The organism is Desulfovibrio mangrovi (assembly GCF_026230175.1).
Lineage (GTDB): Bacteria > Desulfobacterota > Desulfovibrionia > Desulfovibrionales > Desulfovibrionaceae > Halodesulfovibrio > Halodesulfovibrio mangrovi.
In genome coordinates, this window is sequence record NZ_CP104208.1 from 2,726,487 (window position 1) to 2,749,162 (window position 22,676).

The 22,676-nt window shown below is 58.2% G+C and carries 15 protein-coding genes; 8 read left to right on the forward strand and 7 right to left on the reverse strand.

Annotated features, from left to right (window positions below):
* Positions 1–164: 164 nt before the first annotated feature.
* Positions 165–800, reverse strand: a complete 636-nt coding sequence (locus N1030_RS12315) for a LysE family translocator (protein WP_265825772.1) — start codon at positions 798–800, stop codon at positions 165–167.
* 291 nt (positions 801–1,091) lie between these two features.
* Here N1030_RS12315 and N1030_RS12320 point away from each other — a divergent pair, with 291 nt between their 5' ends.
* A complete protein-coding gene (locus N1030_RS12320; RefSeq protein ID WP_265825773.1) occupies positions 1,092–1,865 on the forward strand; it encodes a nucleoside deaminase in 774 nt (257 codons plus the stop codon).
* A 1,159-nt stretch (positions 1,866–3,024) separates the two neighbouring features.
* On the opposite strand, the gene hisF is transcribed toward N1030_RS12320, so the two are convergent.
* The 3 genes from hisF to N1030_RS12335 all read right to left on the reverse strand — a co-directional run bounded on the left by hisF (position 3,025) and on the right by N1030_RS12335 (position 5,373).
* Positions 3,025–3,804 carry an imidazole glycerol phosphate synthase subunit HisF gene (gene hisF, locus N1030_RS12325; protein WP_265825774.1) on the reverse strand — a complete coding sequence of 260 codons (780 nt, stop codon included), beginning with the start codon at positions 3,802–3,804 and terminating at the stop codon, positions 3,025–3,027.
* Complete coding sequence (gene hisH, locus N1030_RS12330) at positions 3,794–4,435, reverse strand: imidazole glycerol phosphate synthase subunit HisH (protein ID WP_265825775.1); 642 nt, start codon at positions 4,433–4,435, stop codon at positions 3,794–3,796. Before hisH ends, hisF begins: the two co-directional genes overlap by 11 nt.
* A gap of 164 nt (positions 4,436–4,599) precedes the next feature.
* A complete protein-coding gene (locus tag N1030_RS12335) occupies positions 4,600–5,373 on the reverse strand; it encodes a prepilin peptidase (RefSeq protein WP_265825776.1) in 774 nt (257 codons plus the stop codon).
* Positions 5,374–5,713: 340 nt separating this feature from the next.
* On the opposite strand from N1030_RS12335, the gene carB reads away from it, so the two are divergent.
* From carB to N1030_RS12355, 4 genes are all read left to right on the forward strand, one after another.
* Positions 5,714–8,977, forward strand: a complete 3,264-nt coding sequence (carB, locus tag N1030_RS12340) for a carbamoyl-phosphate synthase large subunit (RefSeq protein ID WP_265825777.1) — start codon at positions 5,714–5,716, stop codon at positions 8,975–8,977.
* A gap of 2 nt (positions 8,978–8,979) precedes the next feature.
* Entirely contained in the window at positions 8,980–10,371 is a 1,392-nt protein-coding gene (gene purF / locus N1030_RS12345) for an amidophosphoribosyltransferase (RefSeq protein WP_265825778.1), read from the forward strand.
* Between the two features lie 328 nt (positions 10,372–10,699).
* Positions 10,700–12,811, forward strand: coding sequence for an ATP-binding protein (locus tag N1030_RS12350; protein WP_265825779.1), 2,112 nt, complete (start codon positions 10,700–10,702; stop codon positions 12,809–12,811).
* 226 nt (positions 12,812–13,037) lie between these two features.
* A complete protein-coding gene (locus N1030_RS12355) occupies positions 13,038–14,036 on the forward strand; it encodes a KpsF/GutQ family sugar-phosphate isomerase (RefSeq protein ID WP_265825780.1) in 999 nt (332 codons plus the stop codon).
* Between the two features lie 67 nt (positions 14,037–14,103).
* On the opposite strand, the gene N1030_RS12360 is transcribed toward N1030_RS12355, so the two are convergent.
* Both N1030_RS12360 and N1030_RS12365 read right to left on the reverse strand, forming a co-directional pair.
* Positions 14,104–15,075: a proline dehydrogenase family protein gene (locus N1030_RS12360; protein WP_265825781.1), complete on the reverse strand. Its 972-nt coding sequence runs from the start codon at positions 15,073–15,075 to the stop codon at positions 14,104–14,106.
* An 83-nt stretch (positions 15,076–15,158) separates the two neighbouring features.
* Positions 15,159–16,229, reverse strand: coding sequence for a M24 family metallopeptidase (locus N1030_RS12365; RefSeq protein WP_265825782.1), 1,071 nt, complete (start codon positions 16,227–16,229; stop codon positions 15,159–15,161).
* A 175-nt stretch (positions 16,230–16,404) separates the two neighbouring features.
* On the opposite strand from N1030_RS12365, the gene cls reads away from it, so the two are divergent.
* Together cls and N1030_RS12375 are read left to right on the forward strand one after the other, a co-directional pair.
* A complete protein-coding gene (gene cls, locus N1030_RS12370; RefSeq protein ID WP_265825783.1) occupies positions 16,405–17,850 on the forward strand; it encodes a cardiolipin synthase in 1,446 nt (481 codons plus the stop codon).
* 222 nt (positions 17,851–18,072) lie between these two features.
* Positions 18,073–19,026: a zinc dependent phospholipase C family protein gene (locus tag N1030_RS12375; RefSeq protein WP_265825784.1), complete on the forward strand. Its 954-nt coding sequence runs from the start codon at positions 18,073–18,075 to the stop codon at positions 19,024–19,026.
* A 6-nt stretch (positions 19,027–19,032) separates the two neighbouring features.
* Here N1030_RS12375 and N1030_RS12380 read toward each other — a convergent pair whose 3' ends face one another.
* Positions 19,033–21,264, reverse strand: coding sequence for an ATP-binding protein (locus N1030_RS12380; RefSeq protein WP_265825785.1), 2,232 nt, complete (start codon positions 21,262–21,264; stop codon positions 19,033–19,035).
* 385 nt (positions 21,265–21,649) lie between these two features.
* Between N1030_RS12380 and N1030_RS12385 the strand changes: the two genes are divergently transcribed.
* A complete protein-coding gene (locus N1030_RS12385; protein ID WP_265825786.1) occupies positions 21,650–22,666 on the forward strand; it encodes a TRAP transporter substrate-binding protein in 1,017 nt (338 codons plus the stop codon).
* Positions 22,667–22,676: the final 10 nt, after the last annotated feature.

Sequence of the window (22,676 nt, forward strand, 5' to 3'; positions counted from 1 at the left end):
CCTCCCCTGTGAACAGCTTCCAGAGGAGGGGGGGGTCTTTAGGCGAAGTGCACGGGCAACATGGCCCATGCCCGTCAGAGACAAACGCAGAAAAGGCTGACTGCAATACAAACCGTACAGCAGAGCCGTTACATATCGCAGCCAATCTTCGGCAAAGTCATCGGCTACCGCTCGGAGACCGCCAGTTTCACCCCCAGCCCCACAAGCACACCGCCAAGGGTACGATCCAACCAGACGCGCAAGCGGCGGCTTTCACGCAGGCGTCCGGTAAGACGATCGCCGACAAAAACAAGCGGCGGTTCCACAAATGCGGCCACCACAATGACGAGCACGCCATGCAGCATCAACTGCACCCACGCCGGCCCCGCCTCCGGCTCCACGAACTGGGGCAGAAAGGCAAGAAAGAAGGTCGCCACCTTGGGATTGAGCAGGTCTACCAAAGCTCCCTGACGGAAGACGGAAAACAATCCGACCTGTTCCTGAATGTCGCCGATATCCAACGCATCGCCCTGTGAACGCAAGGCTTGCCAGCCCAACCATAACAGATAGCCCACGCCTACCCACTTCACCACGGCAAACACGGCTGCCGAGGCGGCAATAATGGCGGAAAGGCCCAGCGCAGCCAGCAACACATGCCCGAAGGCACCGGTCCAGATGCCCAGCATGGCAGCGGTTCCGGCCCGCCTGCCTCCCTTGACCGTATGGCTCAAAATAAACGCGAAATCCGGCCCCGGAGCGATGTTCAGCAGAAAGGCCGCCGTGAAGAAAGACAGCCAGTGCGTAAGGTCATATTCAAGCATATTCGCCCCTTGCGTTACGAATGATGAAGGGCAGTGTCCTATCACCCGACAGAGGGCTCGGCAAGGGGATGGAAAAGCTGCACCAAACCCCACCTAGGCGGTTCCGTGCCTGCACAGAATATAATTCCATAGAGCTATATAGAATGCACTAATCATCCTGCAATACACCGCAGCGGCATGGCTGGTTTCCGATGGCCGGATAGCTCAACACCATGGCGGAGGCGGAAAAACAGACAAAGGAGATACAAGATGAAGTGCATGCAAGTACGGTTTGTCACACGAGTAATTACGATGGTTATAGCTTGTTTGCTGCTGGGCGCCATGTTCATTCCACAGGTGTTCGCCCAGTCGGCTGCGGATGAAAAAGACGAGATATACATGCTCACCGCCTATTCCGTTGTGCTGAACGACTGGCAGGCAGACGGCACCCCCGACAAACGGGGACATAATATCGGCTCCATCCTTGTTGACGATCAAGGCAACATCGTTCGCTGGGCACGCAACTGCAACGCCCGACTAAAAAACGGCACTCAGCACGGCGAGGTGCGGCTGATGGTTGGCTATCTCAGCACAACGCAAAAAAACTATCTTTCCGGCTACACCATTTACACCTCGCTGGAACCCTGCGCCCAGTGCAGCGGCATGATGGACCTGACCCAGGTGTCCCGCACCGTATACGGCCAGACAGACCCGGCCTACGGCAAGGCCATTGAACGGCTGGCTCTGAACAGCAAAGCATGGAACGAGCACGGCTACACCCCCTATCCCCGTTCCGAAAACCTGCATTCCGACAGAAGCAAAACGCCCTACTGCCAGCAGCTTGAAGATGCCTACGCACAGGCCGGCGGCTCCATCACCAAGTTCCTGCTGAGCCCGACGGCAAAGGGAATATACGAAGCCGCCGCGCAGAAACTGCAAGCCTATCAGATCGAACATCAGGAAAATGCCGCTGTTCTGCAGCAGGCCAAGCAATTCCTGCAGACCGTTCAGCCCGGCATTCCCCATATCCAGATGAGTGATGCAGCACGGTATCTTAACACCCGCGCCATAGCGCTCATGCCCTAGCGCCGGTTCGCTGCTGCCCAAATAAAAAAGCCGCCCTTTCGGGCGGCTTTCATTATTCTTGCGATTGCGACGACACTACCAGACCATGCGCATTTTCGCGCCCATGGCGTTGATCTGCCGCTTCAGGTCCGGAATGGTGTATTCCCCATAATGCACGATGGAGGCGAAGGAACTAACAAAGACGTCGTCATGATCGAACCTCTAACCAAGAGACAATACACTTAAGCCGGCACAAGCGGTGTTCTCTACATGCAAGACAACCGCAAAGTCATGCCCCCCTCGACAAAGATTGACACATATAAACTCCGCGAATATTCAGACAATTAACAAGCTACAGCACAACCTACACCCTATACTCAATGGTGCCCAATAACATGACGAAAGCTCCAACCTCTTGCGTTCTCAACCACGACGGAACATTGAAACGTTGGTTCATTATCTCAACGTTATCAATATGCCTATTAGCAACAATAGCAACATCTGACGATACATACATACACCCATCTCTCAGCAATCATTTATTAAGTCATATTTTGAACCATACAAACTCTACGCTACACTCTATATCAACCTCGATACTCACAAGCATAATCTTTTATTACTTTGTTGTTTATCTATATGAATCAAGCAAAGTCAATCGTTTAAAAAGAATTCTAATAAAACCAGTTAATTTTATATTGGATACTAAAGACTCTGGGATATATTATTGGAGTAAAAATATATATTTTTGTGACAATACAATTTCTCACGAGAAAGTTTCAGAATTCAAGAAATATTTATCAAACACAAAATTAAATGGCTTAGATATGAAATATACTCTAACGGCATGTTCAGAGTCATACCACACCTTCACCGCCCTAACCACAATTGCCGCCCAAATATCACCAGAGTGCCTAGCTCAATGGACTGGACTCACAAGAAGCATTCAGCTTCTTGCAGACTTAAGCTATCGTTTTGAGAAAGAAACGCAACTAATCGATACCAATAACAAAAACTCATCGGAATTATTTCAAGAATATATAAGTTTATCCGACAAGAATAGGGAGGAATACAAACTATACTTTGACGAATTCATTAAAATACTCGAGGACTTTCTACGATAGCCCAAACAAGAAGCCGCCCTTTCGGGCGGCTTCTTTATGTATCTATTGTCGGCTTTTTACCAGACCATGCGCATTTTCGCGCCCATGGCGTTGATCTGCCGCTTGAGATCCGGAATGGTGTATTCCCCGTAATGCACGATGGAGGCGATGAGCGCGGCGGTGGCCTTGCCCTTGGTCAGCGCATCATGCATATGCTTGGGGTTGCCCGCACCGCCTGAGGCGATGACGGGAATGGACACGGCTTCGGCAATCATGCGGGTCAGGGTCAGTTCATAACCGTCCTTGGTGCCGTCGGCGTCAATGGAGTTCACGCAGATTTCACCGGCACCGAGGGCTTCAGCGGTCTTGGCCCACTCGATGGCGTCCATGCCCATGTGCTTGCGGCCGCCGTGGATGACGATCTCATAGCCGGAGGGAATGTCTTCGGTCTTCTCCACCTGCTTCACGTCCATGCCCAGCACGATGGCCTGCGAGCCGAAACGGACAGCACCTTCACTGATGATGTCGGGATTCTTCACCGCGCCGGAGTTCACGGAAATCTTTTCGGCACCGGCGTTCAGGGCATCGCGCATGTCATCCACGCAATTGATGCCGCCGCCCACGGAGAAGGGAATGAAGATGGTGGAGGCCACCTTTTCCACAACATCAAGGAAGATGCCGCGGCCTTCGTGCGAGGCGGTGATGTCGTAGAAGACGATCTCGTCCGCGCCTTCCTCGTAATACTTCTTGGCGGTGAGCACGGGATCGCCGATATCCACGTTCCCCTGAAACTTCACGCCTTTGGTGAGAATGCCGTTACGCACGTCGAGACAGGGAATGATGCGTTTACTGAGCATTTTCGGCCTCCCGACAGTATGCGTAGAAGTTCTGCAGGAATTTCAATCCGGGTCTGCCGCTCTTTTCAGGGTGGAACTGCACGGCCCACAGGCCGGGGCCGCCGTGAATGGCGCAGATTTCACAGCCGTACTGGGTTGTGGCGAGCACGTAGTCCGGCTTGGGTTCGGGATAATAGCTGTGCACGAAATAGAATTCCGCGTCGGTGTCTATGCCCCGCATCAGTTCGCAGCTCTTGCGCGGGGTCACCTTGTTCCAGCCCATGTGCGGAACGCGGATGGGGGTGCCGTCCTCTTCCTCCCACGCAGGGTTGAAGAGATTGCACTGGCCGGGAATGATGCCCAGTGCCTTGGTGTCGTTTTCCTGGCTATAGTCCAGCATGATCTGGCAGCCCACGCAGATGCCGAGCAGCGGCTTGCCCGCTTCCACGGCGCGCTTGAGCACCTGATCGAGTCCGGTAGCCACAAGTTCGTCCATGGCCTGACCGGCAGCGCCTACTCCGGGGAAGATGATTCCCTGTGCGGCCATTATTTCGTCAGGGTCCGCAGTGATCGTATTCGGAATGCCGAGGTGATCAAGGGCGCGACGAACGCTGGTCTGATTGCCCGCCTTGTACTTCAGGATCGCGAGCATACACATCCTCCTCTTGATAGGCTTATGACTAATCCTGTGACGCAGGGGTCACGAGACTCTTTCAATGTACGGGCACTACCAAGCACAGCGCGTAAGGGCAAGCATTTCATGCGGATTATCATGCAGAAGCACACACACGAACTCCATGCCCCACCCGCTGCGCACTACGAGAGCATACGCGTTATCTGTCCTCCCCACAGCACCTGCACCATTCCGCCGAAGGAAAGAAAAGGCCCGAAGGGAATCATGGCATGCACGGCATACCTGCGCCCAAGCAGGGAAACAAGTGCATGCACCAGCAGCGCAGCCACACCTGCCACGGTGATGAGCACAGGCAGGCCCTCAAGCCCGCACATGGCGCCCAGCATGAGCATGAGCTTCACATCGCCCGTGCCTATGCCCTGCATGCCGCTCACCATGCGGTACGCCCGCTGCAGCAACCAGAACAGACCGGCACCCGCCATGCTGCCGCCCAGCACCTGCAGGGGAGACATGCCCATGACCAGCATGGAAACGGCAATGGCTATGCCCGCCCCGGGCAGGGTGAGAATGTCGGGTAAAAGATAGCGCTCCACGTCAATGGACGAGGCCACGATCAGGATGCCGCCTTCCGCCATGAGCACCACCCACTGGGGGGATGGGCCGTATTCCATGGCCGCAAAGGCCGCCCACAGGCAGGATGCCAGCTCCAGCAGGGGATAACGGATGCCGATGGGTCTGCGGCAGGTGCGGCAGCGGCCGCGCAGAAGCGCGTATCCGAGAAGGGGTATGGTGTCATACCAGCGTAGCGGAACCGTGCACTGGGGGCAGACAGGGCGCAACGGCAGAAGGGGTGCCCCGGAGAGATAACGATGCACGCAGATCGTATACAGGCTACCCAGCAGCAACCCGAAAACGCCCGCCACCCACGGAAAAAGCAATGTCAGCGTTGGATTCATACTTTCATCCGCTCCACCGATTGTGCTATGTATCCATAAAAATTTTCCACGAGGCTCCAGAGACTTACAGAAAAGAACCTATCGCACGCTGATTCCGTGCTGGCAAGGCCGCTTTACACCCTTGCTAAAGTGCCACCTCATAGTGTAGGGAGTGGGGGTTTTAGGCGGGGGCGCTATCCAGCCAGCGCCATCCCCCCATAGTGAAGGGCGTGCCCCATCTTCCCTAAGAGGAAACACGGCCGTTCGCACCGTTTCCCCGTTGCGGCGGCACTGGCAGACAGACCCACCAACAGATCCTAACCAGGGACCAGACAAAGGTCACACAGGGAATCATTGAGACATGCCAAAGAGGACTGACTTAAAGCGCATCATGGTCATCGGTTCCGGCCCCATCGTCATCGGACAGGCCTGTGAATTCGACTACTCCGGCACGCAGGCCATCAAGGCCCTGAAGGAAGAAGGATACGAAGTGGTGTTGGTGAACTCCAACCCCGCAAGTATCATGACCGACCCCGAGCTTGCAGACCGCACCTACATCGAGCCCATCGAACCGGAAACCGTAGCCGCCATCATCCGCAAGGAACGCCCCTGCGCCGTACTGCCCACACTGGGCGGCCAGACCGGCCTGAACACCGCGCTTGCAGTGGCCAAGATGGGTGTACTGGAAGAGTGCGGCGTTGAGCTCATCGGCGCCACGGAATCGGTCATCGAAAAGGCGGAAAGCCGCGAACTGTTCCGTCAGGCCATGGAAAACATCGGCCTCAAGGTGCCCCAGTCCGCCATTGCCCGCTCCATGGACGATGTTCGCCGCATCGGCGAAGAGATGGCCTTCCCCATCATCATCCGTCCCGCATTCACTCTCGGCGGCAAGGGTGGCGGTATTGCCTACAACATGGAAGACCTTGAGCACATCGCCTCGCAGGGTCTTGCCGCTTCCATCTCTTCCGAAGTCCTTCTGGAACAATCCGTTCTGGGCTGGAAGGAATACGAAATGGAAGTCATGCGCGACAAGGCAGACAACTGCGTCATCATCTGCTCCATTGAAAACTTTGATCCCATGGGCGTGCACACCGGCGACTCCATCACCGTTGCCCCCTCGCAGACCCTGACCGATCTAGAATATCAGAAGATGCGCGATGCCTCCATCGCCATCATGCGCGAAATCGGCGTGGAAACCGGCGGCTCCAACGTGCAGTTCGGTGTGAACCCCGAAAACGGCGACCTCGTGGTCATTGAAATGAACCCCCGCGTCAGCCGTTCTTCCGCTCTCGCCTCCAAGGCAACGGGCTTCCCTATCGCCAAGATCGCCGCCAAGCTCGCCGTGGGTTACACGCTGGACGAAATTCCCAACGACATCACCCGCGAGACCATGGCCTCCTTCGAGCCGACCATCGACTACGTGGTCACCAAGCTGCCCCGCTTCACCTTTGAGAAGTTCCCCGGCTCCAAGGACGAACTGAACACCGCCATGAAGAGTGTGGGCGAGGCCATGTCCATCGGCCGCACCTTCAAGGAATCGCTGCAGAAGGGCCTGCGTTCGCTGGAAATCGGCGCATTCGGCCTTGGCCGCGACTTCCGCGGCAAGCAGCCCGACCGCGAAGAGGTGCTCAGCAAGCTGCGCACGCCCAACTCCCGCCGCATGTTCTACGTGCGCCACGCCATGCTGCAGGGCATGAGCAACGAAGAGATCTTCGACATCACCAAGATCGACCCGTGGTTCCTGCACCAGATCAGGGACATCGTGACGGTTGAAGACGAGCTGCGCGACTTCGGCCTTGCCAACTCCCTCATTCCGGACAACCCGGATCTCGTGGACCTGATGCGCCGCGCCAAGGAATACGGCTTCTCCGACCGCCAGCTCGCGGAAATGTGGAAGCAGCCGGAACTGGCCATCCGCCAGCTGCGCAAGGACATGGGCATTCAGCCCACCTACTACCTCGTTGATACCTGCGCATCCGAGTTCGAGGCATACACCCCCTATTACTACTCCACCTACGAAACGGGCAACGAAATCGTCGTGGAAGACCGCAAGAAGGTCATCATCCTCGGCGGCGGCCCCAACCGTATCGGTCAGGGCATCGAGTTCGACTACTGCTGCTGTCACGCCTCCTTCGCACTGAAGGACATGGGCGTGCAGTCCATCATGGTCAACTCCAACCCCGAAACCGTCTCCACGGACTATGACACTTCCGACCGCCTCTACTTTGAGCCGCTGACCTACGAAGACGTCATGAACATCGTGGAAATCGAAAAGCCCGACGGCGTGATCGTGCAGTTCGGCGGCCAGACCCCGCTGAACCTTGCCGTACCGCTGCTGCGCTCCGGCGTGCCGATTCTGGGTACCCACCCCGACTCCATCGACCGCGCAGAAGACCGCGAGCGCTTCCAGGCCCTCATTCAGAAGCTGAAGCTCACCCAGCCCGCCAACGCCACCGTCATGACGCTGGAAGAGGCCCGCAAGGTGGCAGAAACCATCACCTATCCGCTGGTTGTGCGCCCCTCCTACGTGCTGGGCGGACGAGCCATGGAAATAGTATATGACGACGAGCAGCTGGCCACCTACTTCCGCGACGTTGTAGGCACCTCCGCACCGGAGCACCCCATCCTGCTCGACAAGTTCCTCGAGAACGCCACCGAAGTGGACGTAGACGCCCTTGCCGACGGCACCGACGTATACGTGGCCGGCATCATGGAGCACATTGAAGAAGCCGGCATCCATTCCGGCGACTCCGCCTGCTCCCTGCCGCCCTACTCGCTGCCCCAGAGCATCGTGGACGAGATCACCCGCCAGACCATCGCCCTTGCCAAGGAGCTGAAAGTTATCGGTCTGATGAACATCCAGTTCGCGGTGAAAGACGGCACCATCTTCATTCTTGAAGTGAACCCCCGCGCATCGCGTACCGCCCCGTTCGTCTCCAAGGCCACGGGCGTGCCGCTGCCGCGCCTTGCCACGCAGGTAATGATGGGCAAGACCATCAAGGAACTGAACCCTGCATCCATGCGCAAGTCCGGCTACATCTCGGTGAAGGAATCCGTGTTCCCGTTCAGCCGCTTCCCCGGCGTGGACATCCTGCTCGGACCCGAAATGCGCTCCACCGGCGAAGTCATGGGCATTGCCGATACCTTCGAGGAAGCCTTCATGAAGGGCCAGCTGGCCTGCGGTCAGCGTCTGCCCCAGTTCGGCAAGGTCTTCATCTCGGTCAACGACCGCGACAAGGCCCACATCCTCGACGTGGCCCGCAAGTTCCACGAACTGGGCTTTGAAATCCTCGCCACCACCGGCACCTCGCAGCTTTTCATCGAGAACGGTGTGCCCGCCACCCGCGTGGCCAAGGTGTACGAGGGTCGTCCCAACATCGTGGACTTCATCAAGAACGGCGAAGTAGCCCTGCTGCTGAACACCGCATCCGGCAAGCGCACGGTGGAGGACTCCAAGTCCATCCGCCAGGCCACGCTGCTCTACGGCGTTCCCTATTCCACCACCGTTTCCGGTGCACGCGCGATTGCCATGGCAATTGCGGAACAGCGCCGCTGCGGCCTGAACGTGAAAAGCATTCAGGAATACTACGCAGGCGACAAGACCGAACGCGCCTGCAAGGGATAACCATGAAACGCGAATATTGCGGCGTCTTCGGCATCTACAACCATCCCGAAGCAGCCCGCCTCACATACTTCGGCCTCTATGCCCAGCAGCACCGCGGGCAGGAAAGCGCCGGCATCGTCACCTGGGACGGCAAGACCATCCGCGAAGAACGCGGCATGGGCCTTGTGCCCGAAGTGTTCAACGAACGGCATCTGGGCAAGGAACTCAAGGGCAACATCGCCATGGGCCACGTGCGCTATTCCACCACCGGCGCATCGCTCATCCGTAATGCCCAGCCCTTCCTTGCGCGGCACAAGAACCTGCATCTGGCCATTGCGCACAACGGCAACCTCGTGAACACGATGGAGCTGCGCAACCAGCTGGAAGAAGCGGGCTCCATCTTCCAGACCACCATCGACAGCGAGGTGTTCGTTCACCTCATCGTGAAATACCTGAACGGCGGCACGGTTGAAGAAGCCGTGCTCAAGGCCTGCAAGGAAGTGAAGGGCGCGTACTCCGTGCTCATCATGGCCAACGACAAGCTCATCGCCATCCGCGACCCGCACGGCATCCGTCCGCTGCAGATGGGCCGCGTGGGCGGCTCGCACGTGTTCGCCTCCGAAACCTGCGCCTTCGACCTGCTGGAAGCGGAACTCATCCGCTCCGTGGAACCAGGCGAAATGGTCGTGGTGGAAGGCACCAGCGTGAAGAGCTACAAGATGGACATTCCGCCGCAGCCCACCAAGCACTGCATCTTCGAACTCATCTACTTTGCGCGCCCGGACTCCACCGTGTTCGGTGAAAACGTGTACCTGTGCCGCAAGGAAATGGGCCGCCAGATGGCGCTTGAATCGCACGTGGATGCGGACTACGTCATGCCCTTCCCCGACTCCGGCATCTACAGCGCCGTGGGCTACGCACAGCAGTCCGGCCTGCCCTACGAACATGCGATGATCCGTAACCACTATGTGGGCCGTACCTTCATCCAGCCCTCGCAGGACATGCGCGACTTCTCCACCCGCGTGAAGATCAACCCCGTGAAGGAGATGATCAAGGGCAAGCGCATCGTGATCGTGGACGACTCCATCGTGCGCGGCACCACCATCCGCTCCCGCGTGAAGAAGCTGCGCGAGCTTGGCGCAAGCGAGATTCACTTCCGCGTGAGCTGCCCGCCCATCAAGTTCCCCTGCTTCTACGGCATCGACTTCTCGTCCAAGGGTGAACTTATTGCGGCCAACCACACCGTTGAAGAAATCGAACGCTTCATCGGTCTGGACAGCCTGCACTACATCTCCATCGAAGGTCTGCTGAAGGCCGTGAAGCATCCCGAGAATTACTGCCTCGCCTGCTTCACCGGCGACTATCCCATCCCCTGCGAAGGCGGCGGGAAGATGTGTACCGAGTGCGGCTGCTAGGCAGCTGCGAATACGAAAGAACAAGAAAGGCCGGAGTCGCGAGACTCCGGCCTTTTTTCTGCCTTAAGGCATTAAGCCCTTTCCCCCTGATTATAACAGGAAAATTGCCCTGAGCGTGGTAATGGTCTATGGTGATTGAATTCCCTTATCTGAACCATACCCATGCTTTTACCGCAGATAAGGGCTTCCGCGCTCACCCACGACCCTGCCGGGAGGATGCCATGCGTTGGATTCCTGCTTTCACCCCACTACCCTGCAGCAGCCTTCACCGGCACGTTACGGACAGAGCGACCGAGCAACATAAAGCCAAGTGAAAAGCACCACGCCTATGCACAGCAAGCTCCCCTTCTTCAAACGGCTAGCGGTAAAACAAGGCCTAGTCATTCTGGCCTTGGCGCTTGCCCTCGGGTTTACCTCATCCTCCTACATCGTCATCAGGGAAGCGGATTGCGCAAACCAACGGCTCCTGAACGAGGTGCATTCATTACAGAAAGCACTGACAGCCTCAGCCGCCCTGACTTCCTACAATTACGACTACGATGAGGCCCGTGCCATAGTTGAATCGCTGCTGGAGCTCCCCATTGTTTTCTCGGCCAGCATCGCCAACGAAACAGGTGAACAACTCGCGGATGCGCAAAAGCCTTCACCCACAGAACCGATTTCGCCCCTTACGCATTTTCTGTTGAATCACTTTTTTACCGCCGGTTCAGAACTCAGCATCCCGCTCTATTTCAAGAAAACAAATGAGTATGTGGGCGAACTGAGCGTACGCACAAACCTTTCCCCCCTCGCGAAAGACCTCATCACGCAGCATCTCCAACTCTTTCTCTACGAACTTTCCCGCGCTGTGATCCTTGCCCTGTTGCTCGGCCTTGTCTTTTACCAGCGAATGACCAAACCCATTCTGGGTATTGCCACCCACATTACGCGAATAGCTCCGCAAGGCCCGACAGTTTCTCCCATTCCCATACCCGCGACGCATGCGCAGGACGAATTGGGCAACATGGTGCGCAGCATCAATGAACTCTTCGCCCTCTTTACCGACAGCCTCGCCAGCAAGGGAAAGCTTGAACAACGCCTGCTGCTGCTCAATACCGAACTTGAATTGCGCGTTTCCGAACGCACGCGGGAACTGCAAAGCCAGTCAGAGGCGCTCCGCAACGAAATCGTGAGCCGGGCCCTTGCGGAATCCAACCTCCATGCTCATCACAACCTGCTGAACAACCTGTTCGAGAAAATGAAGGCGGCCATCGTCATCTTCAGCCCGATAGAACATGATGTCGTGGAGATTAACTCTGTGGCGGAATGCATGCTGTGTCTTCCCGCAGACATGCCGCACGAATGCTCAAAACTCATCAGCCAGATCGCCTTTGCCTCCGCAACGGGCACACGCCATGCACTGTGCGCCTACGACTTCGACACCCCGCAGTATGAAGAGGGAGCCGTGCAGCTTGCCAACGGCAAATCCGTTCCTGCAGCCAAATACACCTTCCACATGACCGTCAACGGCCAGCCTCACGTGGCCCTCATACTCATGGACATCACGGAGAAGAAGACACTGGAACACCAGTTGGGCATTGCCCAGCGGCTTGAATCCATCGGCCTTCTGGCTTCGGGCATAGCGCATGAGATCAATACGCCCATACAGTACATCCATGACAACATGGTCTTCCTGCGCGAAGTCCATGAAGGGCAGGCGCGCTTGAACCAGCTGTATGTCCAGCTGTGCGAAAAAGCCGGGAAACTCGAGGAATTGAAGGTGGTTTGCGAAGAGATCAGTACTGCAACGGAAGAACTGGACCTCGAGTTTGTTCAACAGGAGCTTCCGCGTGTATTCGGCATGGTTTTCGACGGCATAGACCGTGTCGCAGGCATTGTTTCCGCCATGAAGCGCTTCGCCCACTCCAGCCCTCAGGGAATGATGGAGACGGATATCAACGCCGCACTGCTCGCAACCGTTCAGGTAGCCAAAAACGAATGGAAATACGTGGCCGACGTAGAGACCGACCTTGCCGAGGACCTGCCGTTTGTCCAATGCATCCCCGGCGAGATCAATCAGGTATTCCTGAACATCCTCATCAATGCGGCCCACGCCGTGAAGGATGTGTCAGACACAACTAACACCAGAGGCACCATCACCCTGACCTCCCGTCACGAAGGGGACAAGGTAATCGTCACCTTCAGCGACACGGGCTGCGGCATTCCCTATGATATCCGCGACAAGATATTCGACCAGTTTTTCACCACAAAGGAGCCGGGCAAGGGCACAGGGCAGGGGCTTGCCATCGTGCACAACATTGTGGTCAAGAAACACAACGGCGAAATCAAGGTGGATTCCTCCGTGGGAAGCGGCACGACCTTCACCATCGTCCTCCCCGTCAGCCAGCCCAAGGCAGCCGAACCCAAGAAGGAAGAAGAGGCGTTGGCAGCCTCCGCGTAACCTCCGCAACAGACGAGGGCTCGCGCCGCATGCCATCCTTTTCCGAGGAATTCCCGCACCACGTCCCTGCTCAACCATACCTGCGCATTCCCCGTTGCCCTGCATCGGTTACGGTACTATACTCGCCGCGTTCCATTGATCCCGACAACGCAAAACAATGCACGACGGAGAGCGGACGGCCGACGCAGGCCCGAACAGCCCCTCTGAACCGGCACAAATACATCTGATGCAACATACCGAATGCTCCCCGCGCACGGACTGGCTCGAACTGGGTCAGGAAGTGCTGAATATCGAAATTGAAGGCCTGCAGGCTGTCAGGGACCGGCTGAACGGCCCCTTTGTGGACGCCGTGACCCTGCTTGCCGAATGCAAGGGCCGCGTCGTGGTGACCGGTCTTGGCAAATCCGGCCTTGTGGGCCGCAAGCTCGCGGCCACATTCTCGTCCACCGGCACCCCCTCATTTTTCCTGCACCCCGTGGAAGGAGCCCATGGCGATCTGGGCATGATCCGCAACGAAGACGTGGTGCTGGCCATTTCCAACAGCGGCGAAACCGACGAACTGAACGCGGTGCTGCCCACCATGCGTTCGCTTGGCGTATCCATCGTGTGCATGACGGGTAAGCCGGAATCCACCATGGCCAAGCTGTCCGACGTGGTTCTGAACACGGCCGTGCCGCGCGAAGCCTGCCCGCTGGATCTTGCACCCACGGCATCCACCACGGCAGTTCTGGCCGTTGGCGATGCGCTGGCCGTATGCCTCATCCACTGGAAGTCCTTTACCGCGGACGATTTCCGTAAATACCACCCCGGCGGCGCACTGGGACAGCGTCTTTCCCTGCGCGTGAACGGCCTCATGCATACCGATGTACCGCACGAGATGGAGACCGTTTCCATCCGTCAGGCGCTGGACACGCTGGACAAGGGCACGCTCGGCGCCGTGGTGCTCACGGATGCGCAGGGCAGACTCACCGGCATCATCACCGACGGCGACGTACGGCGCATGATCTGCCGCGGCTCCATGGACATGGATGCCCCCGCGCAGTCCATGATGGTACGCAATCCCCTGCATGCCACGCCAGCCCAGTCCGTTGCCGAACTGCTGGACGTGATGGAAGCCAAGGCCATCACCGTGCTGCCCGTGGTGAACGATGACATGGCCCTCGTGGGCGTCATTCACCTGCACGACCTGCTCGGCAAGGGCGGCGTGAAGTTCAGCGGCCGCTGACACCATTTCGCTTTGAAAACGAGACAGCCCGCCGATTCCGGCGGGCTGTCTTTCCTTTGAAGGCCATTTATACTCCAGCCATGCTCCGCAGCACAAACAGGGCGTTGCGAGGATTCTCGCCTATGCGACGCACACTGTAGGGCCACCAGTTCTGACCGAAGGGGCAATACAGCCGCAGCCCCGTTCCCTGCTCCACCAGTTGCCGTTGCAGAGCAGAACGCACGCCAAGCAGCATCTCCACCTCCCACTCGCCGGAGTTCCAGCCGCCCCTTTCTGCAAGAGCAGCCCCAAAGCGCACCATGCGCTCGTCGTGCGTTCCAAGTACAGGATACACCCCCGTTTCACGCGCCTGATGTCCGAAGAGCATGGACAGGTGCAGCCGGTAGGCATCATCCACATCCTGCCTGCGCACATGGGCTCGTGAAGCGGGCTCTGCAAAGGCCCCTTTCACCAGGCGGACCATTGCACCCTTGTCCACCAGCGCGGCAAGGTCATCCGTGCTCCGGTGCAGGTAGCTCTGCACGGTCACGGCAACGGGCAGGCCAACGTCGAACAGCGTGTGGAACAACTCCAGCGTGGGTTCGGTAACGGAGCTGTCTTCCATATCCAGCATGAGGACGGAACGCCTGACATCATATTCCGTATCCGCTCCAGCCTGCCCTGCATGCTGTTTGATAGCTTCCGCCAGACGCAGGGCATTCTCGCGGCACAACTCCCAAGACAGCATGGAACCGATCTGGGTCGGATCCACGGAGACATGCATGTCCAGCCCCTGTGCAGCCAGCAAGGGGATGCCTTGCAGCAAAGCACGGACCGTAGCTTCCACCTCTTCAGCGCTCTCTACATATTCGCCAAGATAAAAAAAGGAACTGTCCTTGCCTTCCGCACAGAGCCGCGCCATACGCTCCACGGCCTGCTGGCCATCACCCGCAGCTACAAACTGCCGTGAAAAACGCGTCATGAAGCGGCTGCCGTGCACCGCATCAGTCAATCCCTTGTGTCGCGCACAATAAATCATGGCCCGCTGCCAGTATCGCATTGTCGCCTCCCTTTGATCGTAATGGGGAAAGCGCATTGCATACCGGAACAACGGGCCACGGTCTGGTAGAATATTGTGACAGGCTAGAAAATCTCTGCACCGCCCTCCGTCACAAGCACCATGTATTCCCAGCGAATGCCGCCCCATTCGGGGTAGTACAGCCCCGGCTCCACGGTGATGATCATATTGGGCTTGAGTTCGGCGTCCACTCTGGGACTCACGCCGGGGGCCTCATGCGTTTCCAGCCCCACGCCGTGCCCCAGCGAATGCGTGAAATGGGCCTCCACACCGGCATCCTCGAATACCTTGCGGGCGCAGGCATGCACGTCCGCCACTTTCATACCGGGACGGATTTCACGGATGGCGGCATCCTGCGCGGCCCTGACCAGCTCCATGGTCCGCTGAAACGCGGGCGAGGGCCTGTCTCCGACCCACAGGGTGCGCGTCTGGTCAGAACAGTAGTCGTCCACACGGCAGCCCACATCGATGAGCACGGGACAATTCTCCACAATCCTGTCCGCACCGGGAATGGCGTGCGGGAGCGCCGCGTTGGGGCCCACCGCCACAATGGAATCAAAGGCCAGACCGCTGGCGCCGTTCTCACGGAAGAACTTCTCGATATCCCACGCCACGTCCGCCTCAGTGCGTCCGGGACGGCAGAATGCGGGAACGGCCTCCATGAGCCGGTGGTTGAGAGCGCAGGAACGGCGCATGCGTTCCACTTCTTCCGGCTCCTTGATGACGCGCAGTTCCTCCACCAGTCCGTCGGCGCGCTCCATGCATACTTCTTCCGAAAGCTGCTCGAAAAATGACACGCTCAGCGACTTGGCCTCAAAGCCTATCCTGCCGAGCTTCAGTTGGCGCATCAGGGTATTCAACTCGGTTGCCGAACGCCCCGTATAGATGAACACCCGCTCCGTATCCCACAGACGCGCGGCGGCGTCCTTGTATCGCGAATCCGTGCACAACCAGTCCCTGCCGTCCGAACAGATGAGCAGATAGCCGCTGCTCTCGTTCTTCTGCGGATCATGCAGCTCAAACCCTGAAAGATAGTAACGGTTGGCCTCATGGCTGATGAACAGGGCATCCAGCTGCTTTTCGTGCATGAGGGCGCGCAGGCGTTCTCTGCGCTCGGCATAACGTTGGGGGGTCATGAACACTCCTATGGGGTCGGAGCCAACGCTCCGGTATGCTGTCCGACTGAAAGGGCGAAGCGCCCGCCGATACCTTCAAACATATCAGGGGATATGGCAAGAGGGATGGACCTGCACTTCATTTCACGGTATGATTTCAGACAGTAACGTGCACATTCAGACGACAGGATGCTCCATGGGCGATCTGAGCTGGTATCTCATTCCCATCACCTTTGTCATGGCCACTGTGGTCGCGGGGCACGCCCTGCTGCACAAGCGCGACCCCCGTGCGGCATTGGGCTGGGTGGCGGTGTGCCTCACATTTCCCGTTGCAGGCCCCATTCTCTACTACATCTTCGGCATCAACCGTGTCCGCCGCAGCGCATTGCGCCTTCGCGAAGAGGCCCTTGCCCAGCAGCCCCATGGCCGCGGCTGGTTGCATGGCGGCACGGAACGCTACCTGCCCGTGGGCGCGCTGGATGTGGAACTCATTCCCCCCCGCTACCGCGAGTTTGAACGCATCGGCAGAGCCGCCACAGGCATGCCCCTGTGCGGAGGCAACTGCATAGAGGCCCTGCATAACGGTGAACAAGCCTATCCCCGCATGCTGGAAGCCATTGAGCATGCCACCTCCACAATCTACCTTTCCACCTATATCATGGAAACAGGGCCGCTCGGCCGCTCCTTTGTGGACGCCCTTGCACGGGCCGTGCAGCGCGGTGTGGACGTTCGTGTTCTCATAGACGGCGTGGGCGAAAAGTACAGCTGGCCCCGCGCATCCTCGCTGCTGAAAAAGGCCGGCGTCCCTGTAGCCATATTCCTGCCACCCAAGCTCTTCCCGCCGCAGCTGAGCATAAACCTGCGCAACCACCGCAAGGTGCTGGTGACGGACGGCATAACCGGCTTCACCGGCGGCATGAACATCGGACGCAGGCACTTTGCCGACTCCGACAACCAACGCCGCGTAACCGACGTACATTTTCGTTTCATGGGGCCCGTGGTTGCCCAGCTGCAAGGGGCCTTTCTGGAAGACTGGGGCTTTGCCACAGGCAAGTACGACGCCCCCCTCACCGTTCACGAGCAGTGCGAAGGCGATTGCCTGTGCCGCGTGATTACGGACGGCCCGGACAACGAATTCGACCCCCTTGCCTCCGTCCTTATCGCAGCCGTTTCCACGGCGCGAAGGTCGCTTCGCATCATGACCCCGTACTTCCTGCCCTCGCGCGATTTCATCAGTGCGCTGCAGTCCGCCGTGCTGCGCGGCGTGGATGTCCGCATCATTCTGCCCGTCAAAAACAACCTGCCCTTTGTACACTGGGCCACGCGCAACCTGCTGTGGGAACTGCTGCAGGCCGGAGTCCGTGTCTTCTACCAGCCCGCCCCCTTCTGCCACACCAAGCTGCTGCTGGCAGACGGCATGTATGTGCAGGTGGGCTCGGCCAATATCGATCCGCGCAGCCTGCGTCTGAACTTCGAACTGAACGCCGAAATTCTGGACATGAACCTTGCCCGCCAGATGAGCCGCCACTTTGAGCGAATTCAACGGGCATCCCGGGAGGTTACCTTGGAAGAGGTTGATGGCCGTCGCCTGCCTGCCCGTTTGCGGGATGCTTTTTTCTGGCTTTTTTCACCCTACATGTAGCCTCTCTAACCTGCCGCCCGGACAATAAAAAACTGTCGACACCTTTTGTAATAAATTGAAATACAAAGCATTCGTCGCAACTTGACAGATACGGAAAGGCGATTACTATCTCACCTCGCGCGCGGTTCCAGCCTCTTCACCTTTCTGCCGCCTTCCCCTGCCTTCCGGAACATCATCCGGCACGCGCGCAAAACCTTCAGCCTTCAGAGATCAGTCACACGCATGACGTACTGCTTTCGCACAGCCGGACGAATCGCCTCTTTGGCCTTTGTCGCGTTCGTCCTTCTGGCGCTGCTGCCCGACCATGCCCACGCATGGGGACCGGGCGTACACATAGCCACCGCCAACTGGGTTTTCGCCAATGCGGCCCTGCTGCCGGCCCTTGCCGCGCGCCATATTCTCGCGCACAAGGACGCGTTCATGTACGGCTGTCTTTCCGCAGATATCTTCATAGGCAAAGGCTGCTCCGTCAAACCGGGGCACAGCCACAACTGGGAGACCGGTCTCAAGCTGCTGGACAGCGTCCGCGGGCCGCGTCTCAAGTCCTATGCCCTCGGCTACCTCTCTCACCTTGCCGCCGACATCGTGGCACACAACAACTATGTGCCCGCCATGATGAGCACCACGCCGGGCTCCGGCAAACTCAGCCATGTGTACATTGAAGCACAGGCAGACCGCCTTGTGCGCTGGGACGCCCGCAATGCCCTGCGGCTCTTCGGTTCGAAACATGCGGTGGATGCGGACAGTTCTCTCTGCAGTGCCACCAGTGCGGGCAAGATGCCTTTCAAATTCAAGAAGCACGTCTTTAAAGGCAGCATGGCCCTGTGCGGCGCAGCCCCGTGGCGCTCTTCCCTTTCCGTATGCAGCCTTGTCACCCCGGAAACGCAGAATCCCGCAGAGCTCGACCGCATGCTCAACGCCAGCCTGCGCGCCGTAGTCAACGTGCTGAATGATCCGTTCAACTCGCCCCTTACCACGCTGGACCCAATTGGCGAGCAGCCTCTCAAGGACGCCAAGGCCCTGTGCCGGGGCCGCACCCCCCTTGCCTTCCGCAACCCGTTCCCCCTGCAGTTTCCGCTGCACGGGCTGGTGACGGCCCTGCCGGATCTGCCCCAGAAGTCGAACCGGACATACTGTTCCGTCCGACTGTCTCCCCTGCTGGCAGACGCAGTCTGATAGCCGTCAGAGGCGAGCCTGCGCCACCTCGGCCGAGGGAAGGGTGAAGCTGACCTTGGTGCCGGCTTTCGGCTTGCTCTCTATCCACACCTCGCCGCCATGCGCTTCCACAAGGTGCCGCACAATGGACAGGCCCAGACCGGTCCCCTGTATGACGCCGTCCTTATGCGCACGGAAGAACTTTTCGAAAGCCCTGTCCAGCTGCTCCGCCGTCATGCCCATGCCATGGTCCGTCACGGACACGAGAATCGTGGCGGCATCCGTTTCCAGCCTGACCGCCACCTCGCCGCCCTCCGGCGAATACTTCACCGCATTTCCGACAAGATTTTCCAATATTTGGAAATACTTGTTACGATCCACATAGGCGTCAACACCAGAGGCAGGACCAACATAAAAAATGGCATGCTCGCCCGAACCATCCTGCGGACGGGTACCCTGCCGCAGCTGCCCCGCACCCCACATGTCCACCTGTTTTCGGGTCAGTTCCGCCAGATCCAGCGTCTCATAATTCATGGAGAAGCCACGCCCCGATTCGATGCGGGAAATATCCAGCAGGTCCGACACAATCCCTGACAGGGTCTGCGCATTCTGGTTCACCAGATCAAGGAAGCGGTTGCGTTCCTCTTCGGTAATATCAGCCCTGTTTTTCAAAATATCCGAGAAGCCCTGAATGGTGGTCAGCGGGGTACGCAACTCATGCGCCGCCATGGACAGGAATTCGGACTTCATGGTGTCCAGTTCCCGCTCCCGCGATGCATCGTGCATGATAGTCACCACACCTGCGGGGAGCATGTACTTGTCCCGCACCTGCGACGAGGCCGCACGAATGTATCGCTCCGGCTTGCCGTCCGCAGACGTGGTCACAAAGTCGAAATGCCGTTCCGCACCGGAACGAGTCTGGGCCACCTGCTCCTCCACAATGTTCCTGAAGGACATCCGTCCCAGCGCCTGCCCAATCTGTACGCCCACGGCATCCTGCAGCCCCACGCCAAGGAACAGTTCCGCATTGCTGTTCATGAGAATAATGCGGTTGTGCATGTCGGTAACCAGCAGGCCGTCGGCGATGGAACGCAGAATCATGTCGATCCTGTCTCTGGTGGTTTCCGCAAAGACAAGGGCGTTCTGCAACTCGACGGTCCGGTCAAGCACCATCTTTTCCAGCTTGTCACGATGCAGTTCCAGCTGGCGCTGAGCCTCCCGTTGGTCGCTGACATCGTTGACCATCATGAGCAGACGAAACTCACCGCCCAAGGCAAGACGGGCAAGGTACACGTTGGCGATGAAACTTTTTTCGCCCCGCAGATGCTCCATTTCCATTTCAAGAGGCGGACCGCCCACATGCAGCACCCGCGTTATGGCGTCTTCCAGCACATGTCGTTTATCCGCCCGTATGAGATTGAAGACGGAGTGTACCTGTGAAAGCTCATGCAACCCGTAGATTGCCTTGAAGGCCGGTGTGAACGAGAGCAGTTCGCCATGATAGTTCAGGATGGCCAGACCAATAGGTGCCGTCTCCAGAATGCTCTGCTGCAATTCGGATTCCCGCTCCTTCACAACAAGATTATTCCGCAGCAACACATACTCCCACGCCGTAACCAGCACGGTTTTCAGCCGCGCGGCATCCTGCTCGGAAAAACGGTACGGCGCATTGCCCACCCCCAGAACCACCACCGGCGCCCTGCCACTCATCATGGCTACCGCAAGGTGCCGCTCCATTTCCGGCCGCTCCAACGGATAGCCGCAGTTGGGCCACTCAGGAGTGCTCCCTTCCATCATGGTATACGGCTCGTCAACCATCAGTCCGCTCCAGAACTCACGAGCTTCCAGCGGCACATCTAACCCGTTTCCGCTTTCTGCAGTCCGGCGGGCATCTCTGGCACTGACAACTATGCCGCTTTCATCGGCATGGCAGACAATAACCGGCCCCGGTGTAAACTGCACCAGATAGGCAAGTGGAGCCCCAGTCACTTCCATGGCGAAACGAACCAGTGAAGCTCGCAATACGGATTCATCCTCCCGTGACAATCCGGGAAGCACACGACACCCCTCGGCCGTCAGCGCATTCCGGCGATAGTCATCGAGCCTCGGGCGGACCCACAATCGCCAGAAATATACACATAGTCCGGGAATCAGAAACAACGGGCCTGCGACAAGCAATATCCCCAGCACGTCGCCAAAATACCCGTCGTGCTCGGCACGTGCAGGCAGGGCATAGCCGAACACCAACCAGAACAGCATGACCAAGCATATGCCCCGCCACCCGACACAGGTCTTCTGCCACCTCCACCCCGTAGGCAAGCGCCTGCCGCATTGGCTCTCTGATTGAATTCCTGTTTTCCGCATGCCGGAAATCCTGCGCAAAAAGTGTCCACCCTAGTAACACAGTACAACCCCTGCCAAGGCCGACCATGATAATTTCCCGCATGGTATCGCCGGGTCTTGGCGCTTCCGGGGCGGTACGGCCAGCGCAAAGGCGGAAACACGCAGAAATTCCTTTTTTGTGAAAATTGCCTTGATCTTCAACTCGCTCATTGGGTATGCAGACCCAACGACAGGCATGTGTGCGGCTCCTTTCCATGCGACCCGCACTCTCCAACCATTATCCAGCACGCGGGAGTTTGTAATGAAAGCACTGCGGACGGGCTTTGCCGCCCTTTCACTGATCCTTGCGGTTATGGTCTTCGCGATATCCGGAGCCAATGCCTCCGGCATCAACCTGAAGTACGCGAACTTCCCCCCTGCCCCCACCTTCCCCTGCGTGCAGATGGAGCGATGGGCCAAGGAAGTGAACACCCGCACCAACGGCGCCGTTCAGGTGACCACCTATCCCGGCTCCACGCTGCTGGACGCCAAGAACATGATGCGCGGCGTCATGACCGGCCAGGCGGATATCGGTTGCATCAGCCTTGCCTACCACCCCGGCGTATTTCCCATGATGAGCGTGATGGAGCTGCCGCAGGGCTTCACCTCTTCCGAAGGTGCCTCCCGCGCCCTGTGGGACATCTACGCCAAATACCAGCCTGCGGAATTTTCCAAGTTCAAGGTGCTGACCATGTTCACCTCGGCCCCTTCGCACTTCATGGCCAAAAAGCCCATCCACACGCTGGAAGACCTCAAAGGCGTCGAACTGCGCGGTGCGGGCTCCCTGTCCGCCGTTCTGGAAAAGCTGGGTGCGGTTCCGGTTTCCATGCCCATGCCCGAAGTTCCGGAAGCCGTGCAGAAGGGTATCATTCAGGGCCTGCTGACCTCATTTGACGTGCTCAAGGACATGAAGTTCGCCGAAATGTGCAAGTACGAAACCGTGGCCAACCTTTCCGTCTACCCCTTCGCCGTCATCATGAACAAGAAGAAGTGGGACAGCCTGCCCGAAGACGTGAAAAAGGTGCTGGACGACCTTTCCGCCGAACAAGCGCAATGGACCGGCCAGTACATGGACAACCACGTGAAGGAATCGCTTGAATGGTCCAAGGCCACCTATCAGGTGGAAGTATACTCCTTTGACGCTGCCGTGCAGGCTGAAATCGCCAAGCTGACCGCCCCCCTGTTCGACAGCTGGAAGGAAGCCGCGACCAAGGCAGGCATTGACGCACAGGCCGTGCTGAACGACGTGGCCGCCATGAAGGCCAAGTACGAACAGTAGTCTGAAGCCA